Consider the following 18,309-nt stretch of genomic DNA (forward strand, 5'->3'; position numbering starts at 1 on the left):
CGCCCCGACTACTGCCGCGCGCCCGCTCCGGAGAGCGCGCCCGCGCCCGTGCCGCCACCCGTACCCGTATCCGAGCCCGTGCCGGAGCCCGAGCCGCCCGTGCCGGAGCCCGTGCCGGAGCCCGTGCCGCCACCCGAGCCCGAGCCGGTACCGGAGCCCGAGCCGCCGCCCGTACCGCCCGAGGGCTCGGGCGCGGTGGTCGGACCGGTGGTCGGCGCCGGCGTCCGGGTGGGCTTGCCGCTCGGCCGGGGCGTCGTGGGCTGGGTGGGGGCGGTCGCCCCGCCGCCCGAGCCCGAACCACCGGAACCGCCCGAGCCACCCTGTCCACCGGACGAGCCCGAGGACCCGGAGGACCCGGAGCCGCCCGAGGACCCGGAGCCGCCCGAGGACCCGGAGCTCGACGCACCCGGCGGGGTGCCCGCGCCGGAACCGGTGCCCGAGCCGCCCGTCGCACCGCTGCCGCCCGAGGAGGCCGGGGCGGAAGCCGACCCGGACGGGGTCGAGGAGCTGTCCGGGCCACCGGAGGATCCGCTGTTCGACGAGGAGTCGTCCGCGCCCGACGGCGAGGCGAAGTTCGCGACCGGCTGCCCCTTCAACGCCGCCTTCATGTAGCTGGTCCAGATCTGCGCGGGGTACTGGCCGCCCGCCGCGCCGTCGATCCCGCCGGTGCCGCTGAGGCTGACCTGGGCGCCGGTGGTCGGGTCCTGGCCGAACAGCGCCACGGAGGTCACCAGCTCGGGGGTGTACCCGACGAACCAGACCGACTTCTGGTCGTCCGTCGTGCCGGTCTTGCCGGCGACCGGGCGGCCCAGCGCCTTGGCCCGCCAGCCGGTGCCGCCCGGGTCGCTCACCACGCCCTGCAGCATCGAGGTGACCTGGCGCGCGGTCTCCTGGCTGACCGCCTGGGTGGTCTTGTGGGCCGGGAGCGGGAGCTGCTCGCCCTCGCGGTCCACCGCCTGCACCAGCCACGGGGTGATCTGCTTGCCGTCGTTGTCCAGCGTGGCGTACACACCGGCGATGTCGAGCGGGCTCGGGGTGGCCGCGCCGAGCGGGATGGACGGCACCGGGTCGAGCCCGGGGGTGTTGCTCGGCAGGCCGAGCGCGATGGCGGTGTCCCGGACCTTCTGCAGCCCGGTGTCCTGGGCGAGCTGGGCGAACACCGAGTTCACCGACCAGTCGGTGGCCTGCTGAAGGGTGACCTGGCCATAGCTCTTGTCGCCCTCGTTCGGCGGCGCGTACGGGGTGCCCTTGCCGCCCCGGACCTTGCGGCCGCTGGTGCCGTCGTACACCGTGCGCGGTGTGATGGTCTGACCGGACTGGGTCTTGGCGCCGTTCTCCAGTGCCGCGGCCAGCGCGATCGCCTTGAAGGTGGAGCCGGCCTGGTAGTCACGCCGGGTGGCGTTGTCGATGTAGTGCTTGGTGTAGTCGACACCGCCGTACAGGGCGACCACGGCACCGGTCTTCGGGTCGACCGAGACGGCGCCGGCCTGGGCGGCCGCGTCCTTCTTCCGCTTGTCCGGGTTGAGGGTGTCGTGCAGCTGCGCCTGCACCGAGTCCTGGAGGGCCTGCTGGCGCGCCGGGTCGACGGTCAGCCTGATGCTGTAGCCGCCCTTGGCCAGCTCGGCCTCGGTGATGATCTGGTTCGAGGTCAGGTACTGGGTGGCGGCGTCGACCAGGTAGCCGGCCTGGCCGGACAGACCGGGATTGCCCTGCGGGTCCTTGACCTCGGGGAAGGCGGTGGCGGTCCGCTCCTCGGCGGAGAGCCAGCCCTCCTTCACCATGCCGTCCAGGACGTAGTTCCAGCGGTTGAGGGCGTTCTGCTTGCCCGCCGGGGTCGCGGTGGCCACGTCGTAGGCGCTGGGCGCGTTCAGGAGCGTGGCCAGGTAGGCGCCCTGGGCGGCGTTGAGGGCGGACGCGTCCACGCCGAAGTACGCCTGGGCGGCGGCCTGGATGCCGTAGGCGCCGCGCCCGTAGTAGGAGGTGTTGAGGTAGCCGGAGAGGATCTCGTCCTTGCTCTCGGTGGCGTCCACCTTGATCGCTATGAAGAGTTCCTTCACCTTGCGGGTGACGGACTGCTTCTGGCTCAGGTACGTGTTCTTCACGTACTGCTGGGTGATCGTGGAGCCGCCCTGGGTGCCCTCGCCCTTGGCGGTGTTGAAGGCGGCGCGGGCCAGACCGGGCACGTTGACGGCGCCCTCGTGGTAGAAGTTGCGGTCCTCGGCGGCCAGCGCGGCGTGCTGGGCGGCGGGGGAGACCTTGTCCAGGCCGACGTTCTGCCGGTTGGTCTGGCCGGTCCGGGCGATCACCGAGCCGTCCTGGTAGAGCCAGGTGTTGCTCTGGGCGGTCGCGGCGGCGTGCGCGTCCGGCACCTTCACCAGGGCGACGCCCAGGGCGAACAGGCCGACGCCGAGCAGCAGCGAGGCCGCGAGCCCGAGCAGGGTCATCCGCCAGGTCGGGATCAGCCGGCGCCAGCCGGTGCGCTTCGGACGCTTCGGCTTGCCGCTGCGGGCGGGGCGCTCCGATGAACGCTTCAGGCGCTTCACCGGGCGGAGTCTGACGGACGGCACACGGCGGCCGCTCTGGGCGTTTCGGGACAAAGCGGCGGCCTTTCCTGTGGGTGGACCGAGCCAGCCTGCACAGACGGGTTCGTCGACGGTTAGGGACCTTTGTCCCGTTTCCGGTTTACAGCCCAGAACGCGTGGAAAGGGTCGGTTGGCTCCGCCAGAACAGGAAGCGAGACCGACATCACACGCAAATCGGGCACCATGGGCAAAAAAATCGGGGAGCCCCTCGCGTGTGCGAGAGGCTCCCCAATGTCTGTGCGCCGCCAGGGACTCGAACCCCGGACCCGCTGATTAAGAGTCAGCTGCTCTAACCAACTGAGCTAGCGGCGCCTGCTGACCTGGAAAACAATACACGGTTTCGAGGGGTGCGTCGTACCGCCGCGGTCCGGCCGGGGGTCCGCTGCCCGCCGAAGGTGCCCGTTTCCGCCCGGTTGGGGCGGAGTTTTCCGCCGGTTAGGGTGGAAACGTGCCCAGCCCAGACCCCGGCCGCCGGAAAGCTCGGCTCGCCGTCGCAGCCCTGCTGCTGCTCAGCGCGGTGGCGTACACGGCGTGGGTGCTGGAGGTGGTGCTGAGCACCGGCCTCGACCCGGTCCAGGCGTACATCAGCGAACTCGCCGCCGAGGACCAGCCGCTGGGCGGGCTGTTCCGGGCCACCGACCTGGTCGCCGGGCTCGCCGTCCTCGCGGCGGCCGTCACGGCCCTGGTCGCGGGCGCCCGGTCCGCGGCGCGCCGCACCGCGCGGGCCGACGGCGCCCGAGCCGGTACCGGGCCGGTCGGCGGCGTGGGGCCCTGGCTCCCCTGGGCGGTGACCGGCTGGGCGGCGCTGGCCCTGTTCGGCGTGGCCACGGCTGCCGACTCCCGCCTGCCACTGAGCTGCGCGCCCACCAGCGACGAGATGTGCGCGGCCCGGGAGACGGCCGGGCTGGTCCCGGCCACCCATACCGCGCACGCCGTGACCAGCAGCCTCGCCATGGTCGGGGCGCTCACCGGGCTGATCGCGCTCACCGTCGCGGCCCGGCGCTACGGCTGGTGGCCGCCGGTCCGCCGGTTCGGACCGTGGCTGCTGGCCGGCGAGCTGCTGGCCACCGGCTGGAGCCTGGCCGCGATCGCCGCCTTCGAGGCCGGTCACGGCACCTGGTCACTGGGCGCGGGCCAGCGGCTCCAGGTCCTCCTGGTCGCACTCTGGCTGGCGGTCCTGGCCCGGAGCGTCGCCCGCTTCGAGGGGCCGGCGGCCGTTCACGGCGGCACCGGACGGCACGCCGGGCAGTGCACCGGGCGGCACCCCGAACGGCACGTCGAGCACGACGCGGCGCAGGGCCAGGCCGGGGCCGAGGGGTGGGAGTCGCGATGACCATGGAAAGAGGGGGCGCGACGGCGACGTTCCTACGCATCGACGGCATACCCCTGCATGTGCGCATCGAGGGCGACGGGCCGGTCTGCCTGCTCACCGGCGGGCTCGGCAGCAGTTGGTTCGACTGGGACCTCGTCGTCTCCTTCCTCGCCCCGTACCGCACCGTGGTCCGGTTCGACCGGCCCGGGTACGGGTTGAGCGCGCCGGAGCCCGCGACCCGTCCGGCCCCCTCGGCGGCGGGCGAGGCCGAACGCATCCGGGGCGTGCTGGACGCGCTCGGGCTGCACGGGCCCTGCACGGTGGCGGGCCACTCGCTGGCGGGGTTCCACGTCGAGGCCTTCTCCCGGCTGCACCCGGAGCGGGTGGCCGGGCTGGTCCTGCTGGACGGCAGTGTCGAGTCGGACCCGCGCCCGCGCCCGGCTCCCGGACTGCGGGATCTGGCGGCCCGTACCATCGCGGGCGCGGCCACGGCGGTCGCGGTGCCCTACCTCTTCGGGCCGACCGCGCGCCGGCTGACCGCCAGAGCGTCCACGGTCCGCCGGGAGGACCTCGCCCCGGCGCCCCTGGTGCGGCACTGCTACCGGACCGGCCGGGCCCTGCGCGCGCTGCTCCGGGAGAACGCGCGCTACCTGGACATGGCCGCCGAGCTGGACGAACTGCGGTGCACCGCGCCGCTGCCGGACGACCTGCCGGTCACCGTGCTCGCCGCCGACGACGGGTGTCGGACCCGCCGTACCCAGGACTGGCTGGGCGGCCAGCGGGAACTCGCGGCGTTGCTCGGGGCCGACTTCCGGACCACCGCACCGGCCGGTCACCTGCTGATGTTCGACCGGCCGGACGCGGTGGCCTCGGCGATCCTGGACACCCGCTGAGACGGGGCACGCCGCCCCGCACTCGGCGTCCGGTGCCCTGCCCCGGAAACGCCTCAGGCCGTCCACCTGAGGTGAACGGCCTGAGACCTTGCCATGTGCGCCGCCAGGGACTCGAACCCCGGACCCGCTGATTAAGAGTCAGCTGCTCTAACCAACTGAGCTAGCGGCGCCTGCTGACCTGGAAGAGGTTACACGGAGCCGGGCCGATCCGCCGAATCGCGACCGCGCGGCCACACTCCGTCGCGAGCGAGGTCAACCTCGTCGCCGTCGTGGTGGCGACCCGCAAGGGCCTGGCCGGCCTGGGCTCGCCCGGTCTGGCGGGCGTGGACTGCGTCAAGGTGGGCCGGGAGAAGTGGCTCGCCTTCGCCGCCCTCCGCGGAAGGACCGCGGCCGCCCGCGGGAGGGCCGCGGCCACAGCGACGGCATGGCAGGCGCTGGCGAGCAGCGCGGTGATCACGAGGCCGGTGGTGCGGACACGGGGGGAACGGCGCCGCCCCCGCTGTCCTGCCACCGGCCTTGACCTTCCGCGTTGCCCGCAGGCCACCCGTGTCGTGGAGTCCGCCCGGACCCGCTCCCTGTCAACCGGGACGAATCTAGCGGGGTGATCCGCCGGGCCGTGGCGTACGGCGCGCGGGCATGCCCGGAAACCCGCCGAGCTGTCACCCGGTTCGCGCACGGCGGCGTCAACTGGGGCTGACGGAGCGGCGAAACGGGCGAAACGGGCATGTCGGGAGTGCCCTCATCGCGCCGTGCCGTCGCCCGAGGTGCCGCACGCCAGGGAGGGCGGAGCCGCCGGGGCGGACTGAGCCGCGCGGGCCTGCCCCTCGGACGGGCGGTCGTCGAGGTCCTGGCCCAGCAGGTGGTGCAGTACCTGGTCGTGTCGGACCAGCCAGGCCAGATAGGCCGGATTCACCCGGGCCAGGTCCAGGTAGGCGGCGCGCAACTCCCCGTAGAGCGCGTCGAGCGCGCGCGGGCTGAGCGCGCGCGGCCGCCAGGCCAGCAGCAGCCGGACGGCCAACGGGTCGCCGTGCACCGGCCGGACGACCGTGCCGGGCCCGGGGGACGAGGTCGGCTGGCAGGGCCGGACGGCCTCGCCGGAGGCGACGAGTTCGGCGGCGGTGGCGTTGTCGCGGACCTGTACCACCCGCGGGTTGAGCCCGGCCTCGGTGAACACCCGGCGCATCGCCGCGTATTCGTGGTCGGCCGTCGGGTCCACCATCCAGGTGTCCTCGGCGAGGTCGGCCAGGTGGACGACGGGCAGTGTGGCGGCCGGATGGCCGGCGGCGAGTGCGACGAACTGCGGCTCACGGGCCATCAGTACCCGGTGTTCGGCATCGGGCGGCACCCGCAGCGGGAAGCCCTCGCTCTCGTGCACGAAGGCGACGTCCAACTGGTCGGCGGCGACCATCCGCAGCAGGGCGTTGGCGGAGATGTCGATGTGGATGGTGGTGTCCGTCTCCGGCAGCCGGTCGTGCACCCGGCGCAGCCAGGCCGCCACCGCCCGGCTGCCCACGCTGCCGATCCGCAGCCGCCGTTTGCGCTCGCTGCCCGCGGACTCCAGGGCCTCCTGCCGGGCGGCGGCGACCAGCGCGGTCATCTCGGCGATCACCGGTCTGGCCCGGGACAGCACCGAGTGGCCGAGCGCGGTGGGCCGGCTGCCGGTCTGCTCACGGGTGAACAGGCTGCCGCCGACGGTCCGTTCGATGCGGTGCAACTGGGTGGTGAGGGAGGGCTGGGTCATGCCGAGCTGCAACGCGGCCTTGCGGAGGCTGCCGGTGTCGGCGATCGCGCACAGCACCCGGAGGTGTCTCACGTCGAGCTCCACATCGGGAGCATAACGGCGCCAACCTGACTCGCCAAGGACATGACATGCGTCAAGGTTGTGACGGTCCTGCGGTATTGGGCGCCGCTATCGCCGATTGACATCATCCGCCGGGAGGCGGGCCGGGTCGAAGCTCTGGGGCAGAGAGCCCATCCCCGCCGCCGCCGCGGCCGGCCCCCATCGGCCGACGGCGCTCCGGCATCCGTGAATCGGAGCCCCCACGTGAAGCGATCCGTTCTGTCGGCCGCCCTCGGCCTGGTCCTCGCGACCGGTCTCGCCGCAGTCCCCGCCACCGCGACGGCCGCCGTCGCCGCGCCCGTCCAGGGCTACACGGCCACCGCCCATGCCGGGACGGCCGCGCACCGGTCCGACAACCTCGCCTTCTACCAGGCCGTGATGAAGTCGGCCCTGGCCAGGCAGGCGAAGACGCCCTACCTCAAGTCCGTCGTGGTCACCTACGACACCACCAATGCGCCGTCCTTCGCCGGTGAGATAGCCCAGGCCGCCCAGATCTGGAACGGCTCGGTCGGCAACGTCCAGCTCCAGGAGGGCGGCAACGCCGACTTCTCCTACTACGAGGGAGACGACCCGAGCAACGGCTCGTACGCCAGCACCGACGGCCACGGCCACGGGTACATCTTCCTCGACTACACCCAGAACCAGCAGTACAGCTCACTGCGCGTCACCGCGCACGAGACCGGCCACGTGCTCGGCCTGCCGGACGACTACTCCGGCCCGTGCAGCGAGCTGATGTCCGGCGGCGGTCCCGGCCCGTCCTGCACCAACCCCTACCCGGACGCCGCCGAGCGCCAGCAGGTCGACGCCCTCTGGGAGAACGGCCTGCGGGCCGCGCACTGACGCCCGACCGGCACCGGTAGCGGGCCGCCCGGCCGGTACGGGCGGCCCGCTACGCGTTCGCGTTTTCCGCTCGTCCTGTCCATGTCCGCCTCCTCGCCGGGAGCCTAACCGCCGCCCGAGTGGAATGCCAGGGGCATGTCAGAGTCAAGGCGATTCAAAGACACCTCAAAGGCCCCGGATAGCAGGGGTATTGGGCGGCACTATCACCGGTTGACATCATGCGCCGGGCCGCCGCGCTGCCCGAAGCTCTGGGCATCGACCCGCTCGACAGGTGTCCCGCCGCCGACCCCCATCGGCCGCGGCGCTCATGAATCGGAGCCCCCACATGAACCGCATTTCACGGACGTTCTCCGCCGCCGTCGGTCTCGCGCTCGCCGCCGGCCTGGTCGCCCTGCCCACCGCGGCCGCCGCCGCGCCGGTCCAGGGCTACACGGCCACCACGGGGTACGCGGGCTCGGCCGCCGAGGACGCCGGCAACAAGGCGTTCTACGAGGCCGTGATGAAGTCCGCGCTCGCCAAGCGGGCGGCCACCCCGTACCTCAAGGCCGTCGTGGTCACCTACGACGCCAGCAGCGCCCCGAGCTTCGGCAGCCAGATAGCCCAGTCCGCCCAGATCTGGAACAGCTCGGTCGCCAACGTCCAGCTCCGCTCGGGCTCGGCGGCCGACTTCCGCTACTACGAGGGCAACGACTCGCGCGGCTCGTACGCCAGCACCGACGGTCACGGCCGGGGCTACATCTTCCTGGACTACCAGCAGAACCGGCAGTACAGCTCCGTCCGGGTCACCGCGCACGAGACCGGCCACGTGCTCGGCCTGCCCGACCACTACTCCGGCCCGTGCAGCGAGCTGATGTCGGGCGGCGGCCCCGGCACCTCCTGCACCAACCCCTACCCGAACAGCGCCGAGCGCAGCCGGGTGAACTCCCTCTGGCTCCGCGGCTGACCGGTTCGCACCGGCCGCAGCCCTGACGGCCCGGCCGCTCCCCGGAGCGGCCGGGCCGCACGCGTCCGCGCGGTCCTTCCGGCGCCGCGATCCCGCCGTCGCGGCGCTGTCGGTGTCGGTGTCGCTGTCGGTGCCGCGTGCGAGCATGCGGACGAGGACCCGTCCGCCGACCGTGAGGTGCCACCGCCATGCCCCTGTCCGTCCCCGACCGCCTGGCCGACCTGCCGTACGCGGCACTGCTGCGCCCGCACACCGGGCCGCTGCGCAGTGACGAGCGCTACGACACCGTCCACTTCGACGGCGGCGAGTACCGCGACCAGTCGGCCGGCGGTGCCACCTTCCTGGAGTGCGCGTTCACCGGCGTCTCGCTGAGCGGGATGAAGCTCCGCCAGGCCCGCTTCAACGAGGTGTGGGCACAGGCCGGCCGCTGGGTGGCCTGCGAACTCAGCGACAGCGACTGGCAGGACAGCGCCGTCACCGGCGGCGTCCTGGCCGGCGTCGCCGCGCACGGCTCGGCGCTGCGCCGGGTGGTGTTCCGCGGCTGCAAGCTGGAGGCCGTCAATCTGCGCGCCGCCGTCCTGCGGGACGTCGTCTTCGAGGACTGCCTGCTGCGCGACGTGGACTTCGGCGACGCGAAGCTGACCGATGTCTCCTTCCCCGGTTCGACCCTGGAGGAGGTCCGGCTGCGCGGCGCCAGGATGACCAGGACCGATCTGCGCGGCGCCGTCCGGCTCGGCCTCACCGACGGGCCCGAGGGCCTGCGTGGCGCCCTGATCAGCTCGCTCCAACTGATGGAGCTGGCGCCCCAGTTCGCCCACGCCCTGGGCATCACCGTGAAGGACGGCTGAGCTCGCGCCCGACCCGCCCTCAGGCCCGGCCCGCCGCCGGGTCCGGCACCCCGGTGGGGCGGCCCGCCGTTCAGCTCCCGGCCGCTCGGTGACGGCGGGGAGAACAGTCCGCCAACCCTGGCGCGGCCCTCTGGTGGGGCCGTTCGGGGCGGGAGGAGGATGCTGCGCGATCGATGAGCGCCGACTTGTGTGCACAACATCGCCAGCGAAGGGACGGGCCGGGCTGATGGCCGAGCTGAGTCGTAGGAAGTTCGTCACGCTGTCCGGCGCCGCCGCGGCGGGTCTGGCCGTGGCCGGGAGCACCGGAGCGGGGGCGGCGCCCGCCGCGGGGCCCGCCACCGTGCCCTCGGCGGCGCTGTCGCAGACCGGCACCATCGCCGACGCGCGCCACATCGTGATCCTGATGCAGGAGAACCGCAGCTTCGACCACTACTTCGGCCTGCTGCGCGGCGTGCGCGGCTTCGCCGACCGCAGCGCGATCCAGATCGCCGGCGGCTACAGCGTCTTCAACCAGCCCAACGGGCTCGGCCGGCAGTACCCCTGGCAGTTCAGCGCCACCAAACCGGCCGGCGGCGCCGACCCCGCGCGCCTGGCCCAGTGCAATGGGGATCTGAGTCATGCCTGGAGCGACCAGCACCGGGCGTGGAACGGCGGCAAGCTGGACTCCTGGGTCGCCGCCAAGGGGAACGTCCGCACCCTCGGCCACCTCACCCGCCAGGACATCCCGTTCCACTACGCGCTCGCCGAGAACTGGACCATCTGCGACGCCTACTTCTGCTCCGTCCTCAGCGCCACCGGCCCCAACCGCACCTACCACTGGTCCGGCCAGATCGACCCGGCCGGCACCGCGGGCGGCCCGGCGTACGACGGCGGCGACGAGAAGGGCCTGCGCTGGCAGACCTACGCCGAGGCGCTGGAGAACGCCGGTGTGAGCTGGAAGGTCTACCAGAACGCCGCCGACAACTACGGCGACAACGCCCTGGCCTATTTCACGCAGTTCACCGGTGCCCCGGCCGGCAGCCCGCTGGCCGTCAAGGGCATGGGCTCCGTCCCCAGGGCGACCGGCCGCACCCCGGACGACATCGTCGCCGCGATCAAGGCCGACGTCCGCGGCGGCACCCTTCCGCAGGTCTCCTGGATCGTCCCCGACCAGGGCTCCTCGGAGCACCCGTACTCGACCCCCACCGACGGCGCGCACTTCGTCCACAACGTGATCGACGCGCTCAACGCGGACCCGGACGTCTTCAACTCCACCGTCCTCTTCCTCAACTACGACGAGAACGACGGCTTCTTCGACCACGTCCCGCCGCCCGCGGCCCCGGCCGGCACCCCGGGCGAGTTCTACAACGGGACCAACATCGGCCTCGGCTTCCGCGTCCCGATGATCGCCATCTCGCCCTGGACCCGAGGTGGCTGGGTGAACTCCGAGGTCTTCGACCACACCTCCGTCCTGCGCTTCCTGGAGCAGTGGACGGCCGCCCTCGGCAAGCCCGCCAGCTGCCCCAGCATCAGCGACTGGCGGCGTCGCGTCTGCGGCGACCTGACCAGCGCCTTCGACTTCGCCAACCCGGTCTACGGCCTCCCGGCGCTGCCCAACACCGACGCGGTGATCGGCATGGCGAGCTGTGGACCGCTGCCCAACCCGGCGCCGGTCGACAACAAGCTGCCCGTCCAGGAGCCCGGCACCCGCCCGGCGCGCGCCCTGCCGTACCAGCCGAACGCCAACCTGGACCACCTGGAGTTCGGCTCCGGCGGCGCGGTCAAGGTCTGGCTGGCGATGGCCAACGAGGGCCCGGCGGCCCGGAAGTCGGCCCACTTCGCGGCCTACGCCAACGCCTACCGCAGCGGCGGGCCCTGGCAGTACACCGTCGACCCCGGCGGCAGGCAGAGCGACTTCTTCAACTGCGGCACCGGCTACGGCGGCGGCCAGTACGACCTGTCCGTGGTCGGCCCCAACCGCTTCCTGCGCCGCTTCAAGGGCGACACCACCAAGGCGGGCCGGAACGCGGCCGTCACCGCCTCGTACGCGGTCGAGCCGGGCACCGGCCGGCTGGCCCTCTACCTCCGGCTCGCCAACTCCGGCACCACCGCGCTGACCTTCACCATCGCCTCGAACAACTACCGCACGGACGGCCCCTGGACGTACCAGGTGCCGGCCGGCGGCAGCGTGAGCGACTTCTTCAACGCGGTGGCCTACACCGACGGCTGGTACGACTTCACCGTCACGGTGGACGCCGACGCCACCTGGTCGCAGCGGTTCACCGGCCACCTGGAGAGCGGCACGGCCAGCGTCAGCGGTTGAACGGCCCGGGCCGCAGGCCCTGGGGGAACCACGGGTCGTGGACCTCCCGGGGCCCGTCGGGCGTCAGCAGGGTGAGGGTCAGCGGCCCGGCCGCGTACTCGGCCAGCAGCACCGCGCCGTGCCGGGTCTCCAGTTCGGCCTGCACCGGTACGGGCAGCTTGCTCAGCGCCCGTCGCAGGTGCAGCGCGTCCCGTCGGCTGACCGGCTGCGGGGCGCGCAGCACCAGCCGCAGCGGGCTCAGCGGTCCGGTCACCGGTTCGCCGGTGGCCAGCTCGTAGCCGATCGCGCCGATCGGGCCCCAGGCCAGCCGGTGGTCCGCGACCAGCTCGTCGACCACCGGCAGCACCGCCAGCGCGGGTACGGCCGCCACCCGGGCGGCCGGCAGCAGGGCGTGCCGTCCGATCAGCTGCTCGGGCCGCAGCGTGCGCGCCACCGCCGCCTTCGGCGCCAGGGCGTCCAGCCGCTGCCCGCGCTCGGGGCCGCGCACCGTCACCGGGAGCCAGTGCTCGGGCGCGGCCGAGACGTCCCGGGTGCAGCGCACCGGGTGCGGGGTGTCCACCGGAGCGCCCACCCGGGCGGGCGCCCGCCCGACCGTCACCCAGGGGTGTGCGCGCAGCACCAGCCGCGCCCAGTCCGGCAGCTCGCCGCCGCCGAGCGGCCGCAGCGAGCTCGGGCACTGCATCAGCAGCAGGTCGTGCGTCCCGGGCAGCCGCCCGTCCAGCGCGGCCAGCGGTCCGACCAGTCGGCGCGGTCCGCCGACGTGTTCCTCGTGGGCGCGGCGGCGGGCGGTCGGTTCCGGCTCGGCGGCGACAGGCATGGCAGGCTCCAGCGGTGAGAGGCGGCGGATCGCGTCCGGCCCGTGCGCGGTGGGGATCCCGCGCGCGGCCGTGACCTTTCGGGGTGACCTGTTCGGGGACGGCCTGTTCGGGGTGGCCTTTCGCGGGTGGGCTGCGGGGTCGCCCGGCGGCGCTGCCGGGAGCGGCTGACGTCTCCACCCTCCGCCCGCCCCGTACGGGGTGGCTACGGCCCTTGGATGCTTCCTACCCGGGACCAAGGACCCAACCGGCGGCCGGTCCGGTCCGGCCGTCTGCTCAGGTCGTCCGCTCCGGCCGTCTGCGGATGCGCTTGTCCGGCCCCGGTGTGAGAGTGGGGGCAGCCCGGTATCCGTCCGGAGGAGGAGTCATGGGCATCTTCGACAGGTTCCGCCACAGGGCGCACGACGCCGGGGAGGCCAGGTCCTCCCTCGGCGGGAGCCATGAGCAGGACACCACCGCGGCGACGGAGGCCGCCCGGCGTGCCGCCCTCGCCCACGACGAGGCCGCCGACGCGTTCAGCGACGAGACGGAGAAGGTCCGCGAGGCCAGGTCGGCGGAGCGGCTCACCGAGCGGGAGGCCGAGGAACGGGCCCGCGAGGACATGACCGCCGAGGGCGATCCCTGGGACTGAGCGGGACTGAACGGCGCGAGCGCCGACGGGGCGTATCCGTCGGCGCTCGCGCCGTTCGGCGTCCACCGCGGCAGCGCCCGGTTCAGCGCTCACGCGGGGGCAGCGGCGGCCGCCGCAGATCCGGACGCGGGGTGTCGTCGGGCGGCGGGACGGCGGCCGGGGCGTCCTCCAGCAGCTCCAGCGCCAGCTGCACCGCGGTGACCAGCTCGGTGTGCCGGCCCCGGGCCCAGTCGTGCGGGGTGCGCAGCACGTGCACGTCCGGTTCCACGCCGTGGTTCTCCACCGACCAGCCGAGCCCGCCGGTGAACCAGGAGGCGTTCTTCGGTACCGAGATCTGCGTCCCGTCGCCGAGCAGGTGCCGACCGGTCATGCCGACCACCCCGCCCCAGGTGCGGTTGCCGACCACCGGGCCCAGCCCCAGCAGCTTGATCGCCGCGATGATCACATCGCCGTCCGAGCTGGTGGCCTCGTCGGCCAGCGCCACCACCGGGCCGCGCGGGGCGTAGCGCGGCCACCGCACCGGCTGCCGCCCGCGGCTGAAGTCCCAGGCCAGCACGCGCCGGGTGAGCTTCTCCAGCACCAGCTCGGAGACGTTGCCCCCGGCGTTGCCGCGCACGTCCAGCACCAGGGCCGGCTTGTCCAGCTCGCGGCGCAGGTCGCGGTTGAACTGGGCCCAGCCGGAGCCGCCGAGGTCAGGGATGTGCAGGTAGCCGCACCGGCCGTCGCTGAACTCCCGGACCAGCGCGCGGCGTTTGGTCACCCAGTACTGGTAGCGGACGGCCCGTTCGTCGGTCAGCGGGGTGACGGTGATCCGCCGGACCGGGGCGTCCGGGCCGGCCGCCCCGCGCAGGGTGAGTTCCACGGTGGTGCCGCCGGTGCCGGCCAGCAGCGGCGCCGGGCCGCGCACCGGGTCCACCGGGCGCCCGGCCACCGCGAGCAGTTCGTCGCCCGGCTGGACGCCCCGGGTGGCGAGCGGTGCGCGGGCGCGCGGGTCGGAGGATTCGCCGGGCAGGACGCGGTCGACCAGCCAGCGCCCGTCGGGCGCGCGGTGGGCGTCGGCGCCGAGCAGGCCGAGCGGCTGCAGGCCCGGTGAGGTGCCCTCGCTGCGCCGGGACGGGGTGACATAGGCGTGCGAGGTGCCGAGTTCGCCGAGGAGTTCGCGCAGCAGGTCGGCGAAGTCGTCCGGCCCGGCGATCCGCTCCAGCAGCGGCTCGTACTGGGCGACCAGGGCGGGCCAGTCCAGCCCGGACATGCCGGTGTCCCAGAACTGGTCCCGGACGATCCGGGCCGCCTCGTGGTACGCCTGGCGCCACTCGGCGGCCGGGTGCACGGTGTGGGTGATCCGGCGCAGGTCGACGCCGGTCCCGGCGGAGGGGGCGCCGACCGGGACGACCCGCAGGGTGCCCGCCGAGTAGACGGAGATCGAGCCGCCGTCGCCGGAGACCGCGTAGCCGTCCAGCTTGTCGACCAGGGTGGTGCGGGTGCCCCGGACCAGGTCGAAGTACTCCAGGGAGGGGCGGCCGGAGGTGTCGTCCGGGTTGGTGAAGGTCTGCCCGAGGGTGCCGGAGATCGGCCAGCGCAGCCAGACCAGCCCGCCGCGCACGGCGTCGGTGGCCGAGTACTTGGAGGCGACCACCGGGAACTGCACCAGCCGCTCGCCGATGTTCTGCGGATCCACCCGCACGGTGCCGTCGCCGTCGTCGCGCGGGGCGCCGTCCTCGGCGGGGGCGGCGAACGGGGAGGGGGTGTCGGCGGTGAGCGGGACGAGGTAGGGGCGGCAGCCGAGCGGGAAGGAGAGGTCGCCGGTGTGCACGTCGTGGACGGGGTCGAAGCCGCGCCAGGAGAGGAAGGCGAGGTAGCGGCCGTCCCGGGTGAACACCGGCTGCTCGTCCTCGAACCGGCCGTCGGTGACCTCGGTGATCGGCGCGGGCGCGTCGGCGCGGGTGAGCCGGATGCGGCGCAGCGAGCGCCCGGCCGACGGCTGGGACCAGGCGATCCAGTGCGAGTCGGGGGAGAAGCGGGCGGCGGAGACCGGGCCGTAGTCGGAGGCGGCCACTTCACGGACGGCGCCGTCGGCGGTGGCGACCAGGAGCAGCCGTCCGTCGGAGGTGGCGGCGGCCAGCCGGGTGCCGTCGGGGGAGGCGGTGAGTTCCAGGACGCGCCCGATCCGCCCGGCGGCGAGCAGGCGGTGGTGGTGGCGCGGCGTCGGCGTCCCGGGCTCTGCGGCCGGGTGTCCGGTCGGCCCGTGCGCGGTCGCCGGGTGCCCGGTGGCCTGGTACCCGGCCGGTTCGTGCCCGGGGAGGGGGACGACCTCGACCGCGTCCGCGCCCTCGGCGTCGGTGATCCAGGCGGCCTCGCCGGTGTGGCCGAGCACGACCGGCAGCCGGGTGCGCACGCCCGGGGTGTCGGCGAGCGCCCGGGCGGGGCCGTCGCGGTGGGTCAGCCAGTACTGGCTGCCGCGTACGGTGACCACCCCGGCCCGGCCGGTCTGGTCGCAGGCCAGGTCCTTGACGTGGGCGGCGGCGTTCACCTGGTACGGCCGCCGGCCGGCCCGGGCACCGCCGAGCGGGACGCGCAGCCGGCGCGGCGCGGACGCCTCCAGGCTCTCCAGCAGCCAGAGGTCGCCGGCGTGCTGGTAGACGATCCGGGTGCCGTCGGTGGCGGCCTCCCGGGCGTAGTACGAGGCGTGGTCGGTGTGCCGGCGCAGGTCGCCGCCGTCGGGGCGGCAGGAGTAGAGGTTGCCGATGCCCTCGTGGTCCGAGAGGAAGGCGATCCTGGGATCGCCGGGCCCTCCCACCGGCATCGGTGAGGAGAGGTGGCCGGGGTGGCCCGGGAGGATCTGCTCGCCGTCCACCCAGAGCCGGCCGGTGGCGCCGCCCCGGTAGCGCTTCCACGCGGCGGGCTCGTGCGGGGCCGAACCGGTGAGCAGCACGGTGTTGGCGCGGCCCATCTGGGCGTCGCCGACCGGTCCCCAGGGCATCCGGCGGCCGGGGGAGCCGTCGGATGGCAGCGCGTGCGCCCAGGTGTAGTGGCCGAAGGGCTCGTGGAAGGAGGTGACGGCCAGCACCTCACCGTCGGGCAGCCAGCCGCGGACCCGGGTGTCCTGGCTGCCCCAGTAACTGAGCCGGACGCCCTCGCCGCCCTCGACCGGGGCCGTCCACACCTCGGGGGCCGGGCTCTGCCAGCTGGTCCAGGCGAGGGTGCGGCCGTCGGGGGAGAACCGGGGGTGGCTGACCCGGGTGCGGTCGCAGCTGACCCGCCAGGCCCGGCCGGTGCCGCCGTCCGGGGCGAGCGGCGCGAGCCAGACGTCGTCCTCGGCGGTGAACGCCAGCAGGCCCCCGTGCAGGTGGGGGTGGCGGAGGTAGCCGGGCGAGGTCACCCCTCCATCCTTCGACGGGGTGTCACTCCCGGCAACCGGGAAGGCGGCCCGGTGTGCGGCTGTCCGCTACCGGACCGGTCTGGACCATTGACACCGCACGGCCGGATCCACTTCAGTGGTCTAGTCCAACTTGGGTGCGAGGTCGGGCCGATCCCCCACTGGCGCGTACCTCTGCCGTGCCCTCGGACGTCCCCCACGATCGCGCCCCCGCAGGAGTCCCCGCATGCGCAGAACAGTGCCCCTGCCCACCACCACCCCCGGCCGCCGCCGTCCCCGGACGCTGCTCGCCGCCGGCACCGCCTCGGCCGTCGCCGCCGCCACCATGGTCGGCCTCACCCTGGGCCTGGCGCCCGCCGCCTCGGCCGGGGAGTTCCTGGTCAACGGCGGTTTCGAGAGCGGCTCCCTGGCCCCCTGGAGCTGCACCGGCGGCACCGGAAGCGTCGTCACCGGCCAGGCCCACGGCGGCACTTACGCGCTCGCCGCGGCCGCCTCGGCGAGCGACATCGCCCGCTGCGCCCAGACCGTCACCGTCGCCCCGAACACCACCTACACGCTCAGCGCGTACCTCAAGGGCTCGTACGTCTACCTCGGCGTGGACGGTGGCACCAGCACCTGGACGCCCGGCACCGGTGGCGCGTACCAGAAGCTCAGCGTCAGCTTCACCACGGGCGCCGGCCAGACCAGCGCCACCGTGTACACGCACGGCTGGTACGGCCAGGGCACGTACTACGCGGACGACGTCTCGCTGGACGGCCCCGGCGCGCCGAGCCCGACGGCGACCGCCTCCCCGACCGCGACGGCCTCCCCGACGGTGACGCCCACCGACACCGGCTCGCCCACCGCGACGGCGACCCCGACCGACACCGCCACGCCCACCTCCCCGCCCGCCGGGGGCCACACCCTGGTCGGCTACCTGCACGCCAGCTTCGCCAACGGCGCCGGGTACACCCGGGTCGCCGACATCCCGAACTCCTGGGACTTCATCAACCTCTCCTTCGGCGAGCCGACCTCCGTCACCTCCGGTGACATCCGGTTCAACCGCTGCCCGGTCACCGAGTGCCCGGGCGTCGAGTCGGACGCCGACTTCAAGGCGGCCATCGCCGCCAAGCGGGCCCAGGGCAAGAAGGTGCTGATCTCGATCGGCGGCCAGAACGGCCAGGTCCAGCTCACCACCACGGCCGCCCGCGACACCTTCGTCAGCTCGGTCTCGGCGATCATCGACAAGTGGGGCCTGGACGGCCTGGACGTCGACTTCGAGGGCCACTCGCTGTCGCTGAACACCGGTGACACCGACTTCAAGAACCCGACCAGCCCGGTCGTCGTCAACCTGATCTCCGCGCTGAAGACCCTGAAGGCCAAGTACGGCCCGGGCTTCGTCCTCTCGATGGCCCCGGAGACCTTCTTCGTCCAACTCGGCTACCAGTACTACGGATCCGGTCCGTGGGGCGGCCAGGACCCGCGTGCCGGAGCCTACCTGCCGGTCATCTACGCCCTGCGTGACGACCTCACCCTGCTGCACGTGCAGGACTACAACTCCGGCTCCATCATGGGCCTGGACAACCAGTACCACTCGATGGGCGGCGCCGACTTCCACGTCGCGATGACCGACATGCTGCTCAAGGGCTTCCCGGTCGCGGGCAACACCGCCAACATGTTCCCGCCGCTGCCCGCCTCCAAGCTCGCCATCGGCATGCCGGCCACCACCAACGCGGGCAACGGCTACGTCGCCCCCGCCGAGGTCAACAAGGCCCTGGACTGCCTCACCAAGCTGGCCAACTGCGGCAGTTACGTCCCCAAGGCCGGCGCCCAGCCCAACCTGCGCGGCCTGATGACCTGGTCGATCAACTGGGACCAGTTCGCCGGGCGGGAGTTCTCCAAGAACTTCGACGGCTACTTCCGCCGCTGACCGGCCCGGCCGGGCCCG

12 protein-coding genes and 2 tRNA genes are annotated in these 18,309 nt (G+C 73.8%); 8 read left to right on the plus strand and 6 right to left on the minus strand.

Features of this window, described 5'->3' with window-relative positions:
• Window positions 1–8: 8 nt before the first annotated feature.
• Window positions 9–2,543, minus strand: coding sequence for a transglycosylase domain-containing protein (locus AB0P06_RS10890; RefSeq protein ID WP_363606733.1), 2,535 nt, complete (start codon window positions 2,541–2,543; stop codon window positions 9–11).
• Between the two features lie 277 nt (window positions 2,544–2,820).
• Window positions 2,821–2,894 (minus strand) — tRNA-Lys (locus AB0P06_RS10895).
• A gap of 187 nt (window positions 2,895–3,081) precedes the next feature.
• On the opposite strand from AB0P06_RS10895, the gene AB0P06_RS10900 reads away from it, so the two are divergent.
• Together AB0P06_RS10900 and AB0P06_RS10905 are read left to right on the plus strand one after the other, a co-directional pair.
• Window positions 3,082–3,915: a DUF998 domain-containing protein gene (locus AB0P06_RS10900; RefSeq protein WP_363606801.1), complete on the plus strand. Its 834-nt coding sequence runs from the start codon at window positions 3,082–3,084 to the stop codon at window positions 3,913–3,915.
• On the plus strand, window positions 3,912–4,787 hold the full coding sequence (locus AB0P06_RS10905; RefSeq protein WP_363606735.1) for an alpha/beta hydrolase: 876 nt from the start codon (window positions 3,912–3,914) through the stop codon (window positions 4,785–4,787). Before AB0P06_RS10900 ends, AB0P06_RS10905 begins: the two co-directional genes overlap by 4 nt.
• A 96-nt stretch (window positions 4,788–4,883) precedes the next feature.
• Here AB0P06_RS10905 and AB0P06_RS10910 read toward each other — a convergent pair.
• Together AB0P06_RS10910 and AB0P06_RS10915 are read right to left on the minus strand one after the other, a co-directional pair.
• A tRNA-Lys gene (locus AB0P06_RS10910) sits at window positions 4,884–4,957 on the minus strand.
• A 569-nt stretch (window positions 4,958–5,526) separates the two neighbouring features.
• Window positions 5,527–6,612: a LysR family transcriptional regulator gene (locus tag AB0P06_RS10915; RefSeq protein ID WP_363606737.1), complete on the minus strand. Its 1,086-nt coding sequence runs from the start codon at window positions 6,610–6,612 to the stop codon at window positions 5,527–5,529.
• Window positions 6,613–6,831: 219 nt separating this feature from the next.
• Here AB0P06_RS10915 and snpA (AB0P06_RS10920) point away from each other — a divergent pair, with 219 nt between their 5' ends.
• The 4 genes from snpA (AB0P06_RS10920) (at window position 6,832) to AB0P06_RS10935 (ending at window position 11,560) form a co-directional block, all read left to right on the plus strand.
• Window positions 6,832–7,467: a snapalysin gene (snpA, locus tag AB0P06_RS10920; protein WP_363606738.1), complete on the plus strand. Its 636-nt coding sequence runs from the start codon at window positions 6,832–6,834 to the stop codon at window positions 7,465–7,467.
• Window positions 7,468–7,792: 325 nt separating this feature from the next.
• Window positions 7,793–8,410: a snapalysin gene (gene snpA, locus AB0P06_RS10925; protein WP_363606739.1), complete on the plus strand. Its 618-nt coding sequence runs from the start codon at window positions 7,793–7,795 to the stop codon at window positions 8,408–8,410.
• A 188-nt stretch (window positions 8,411–8,598) separates the two neighbouring features.
• On the plus strand, window positions 8,599–9,258 hold the full coding sequence (locus tag AB0P06_RS10930; RefSeq protein ID WP_363606740.1) for a pentapeptide repeat-containing protein: 660 nt from the start codon (window positions 8,599–8,601) through the stop codon (window positions 9,256–9,258).
• Between the two features lie 226 nt (window positions 9,259–9,484).
• Window positions 9,485–11,560: a phosphocholine-specific phospholipase C gene (locus AB0P06_RS10935; RefSeq protein ID WP_363606741.1), complete on the plus strand. Its 2,076-nt coding sequence runs from the start codon at window positions 9,485–9,487 to the stop codon at window positions 11,558–11,560.
• Here the strand turns inward: AB0P06_RS10935 and AB0P06_RS10940 are convergent.
• A complete protein-coding gene (locus tag AB0P06_RS10940; RefSeq protein WP_363606742.1) occupies window positions 11,550–12,377 on the minus strand; it encodes a phosphoribosyl-dephospho-CoA transferase MdcG domain-containing protein in 828 nt (275 codons plus the stop codon). The genes AB0P06_RS10935 and AB0P06_RS10940 overlap by 11 nt on opposite strands.
• Window positions 12,378–12,742: 365 nt before the next feature.
• Here AB0P06_RS10940 and AB0P06_RS10945 point away from each other — a divergent pair, with 365 nt between their 5' ends.
• Window positions 12,743–13,006 (plus strand): hypothetical protein, encoded by a 264-nt coding sequence (locus tag AB0P06_RS10945; protein ID WP_363606744.1) that lies wholly within the window; start codon window positions 12,743–12,745, stop codon window positions 13,004–13,006.
• Between the two features lie 82 nt (window positions 13,007–13,088).
• Here the strand turns inward: AB0P06_RS10945 and AB0P06_RS10950 are convergent, their stop codons facing one another.
• On the minus strand, window positions 13,089–16,385 hold the full coding sequence (locus AB0P06_RS10950) for a S41 family peptidase (protein ID WP_363606745.1): 3,297 nt from the start codon (window positions 16,383–16,385) through the stop codon (window positions 13,089–13,091).
• 322 nt (window positions 16,386–16,707) lie between these two features.
• On the opposite strand from AB0P06_RS10950, the gene AB0P06_RS10955 reads away from it, so the two are divergent.
• Window positions 16,708–18,291 (plus strand): glycosyl hydrolase family 18 protein, encoded by a 1,584-nt coding sequence (locus tag AB0P06_RS10955; RefSeq protein ID WP_363606802.1) that lies wholly within the window; start codon window positions 16,708–16,710, stop codon window positions 18,289–18,291.
• The last annotated feature ends 18 nt before the right edge of the window (window positions 18,292–18,309 follow it).

This window comes from Kitasatospora sp. NPDC088351, assembly GCF_040685575.1.
Lineage (GTDB): Bacteria > Actinomycetota > Actinomycetes > Streptomycetales > Streptomycetaceae > Kitasatospora.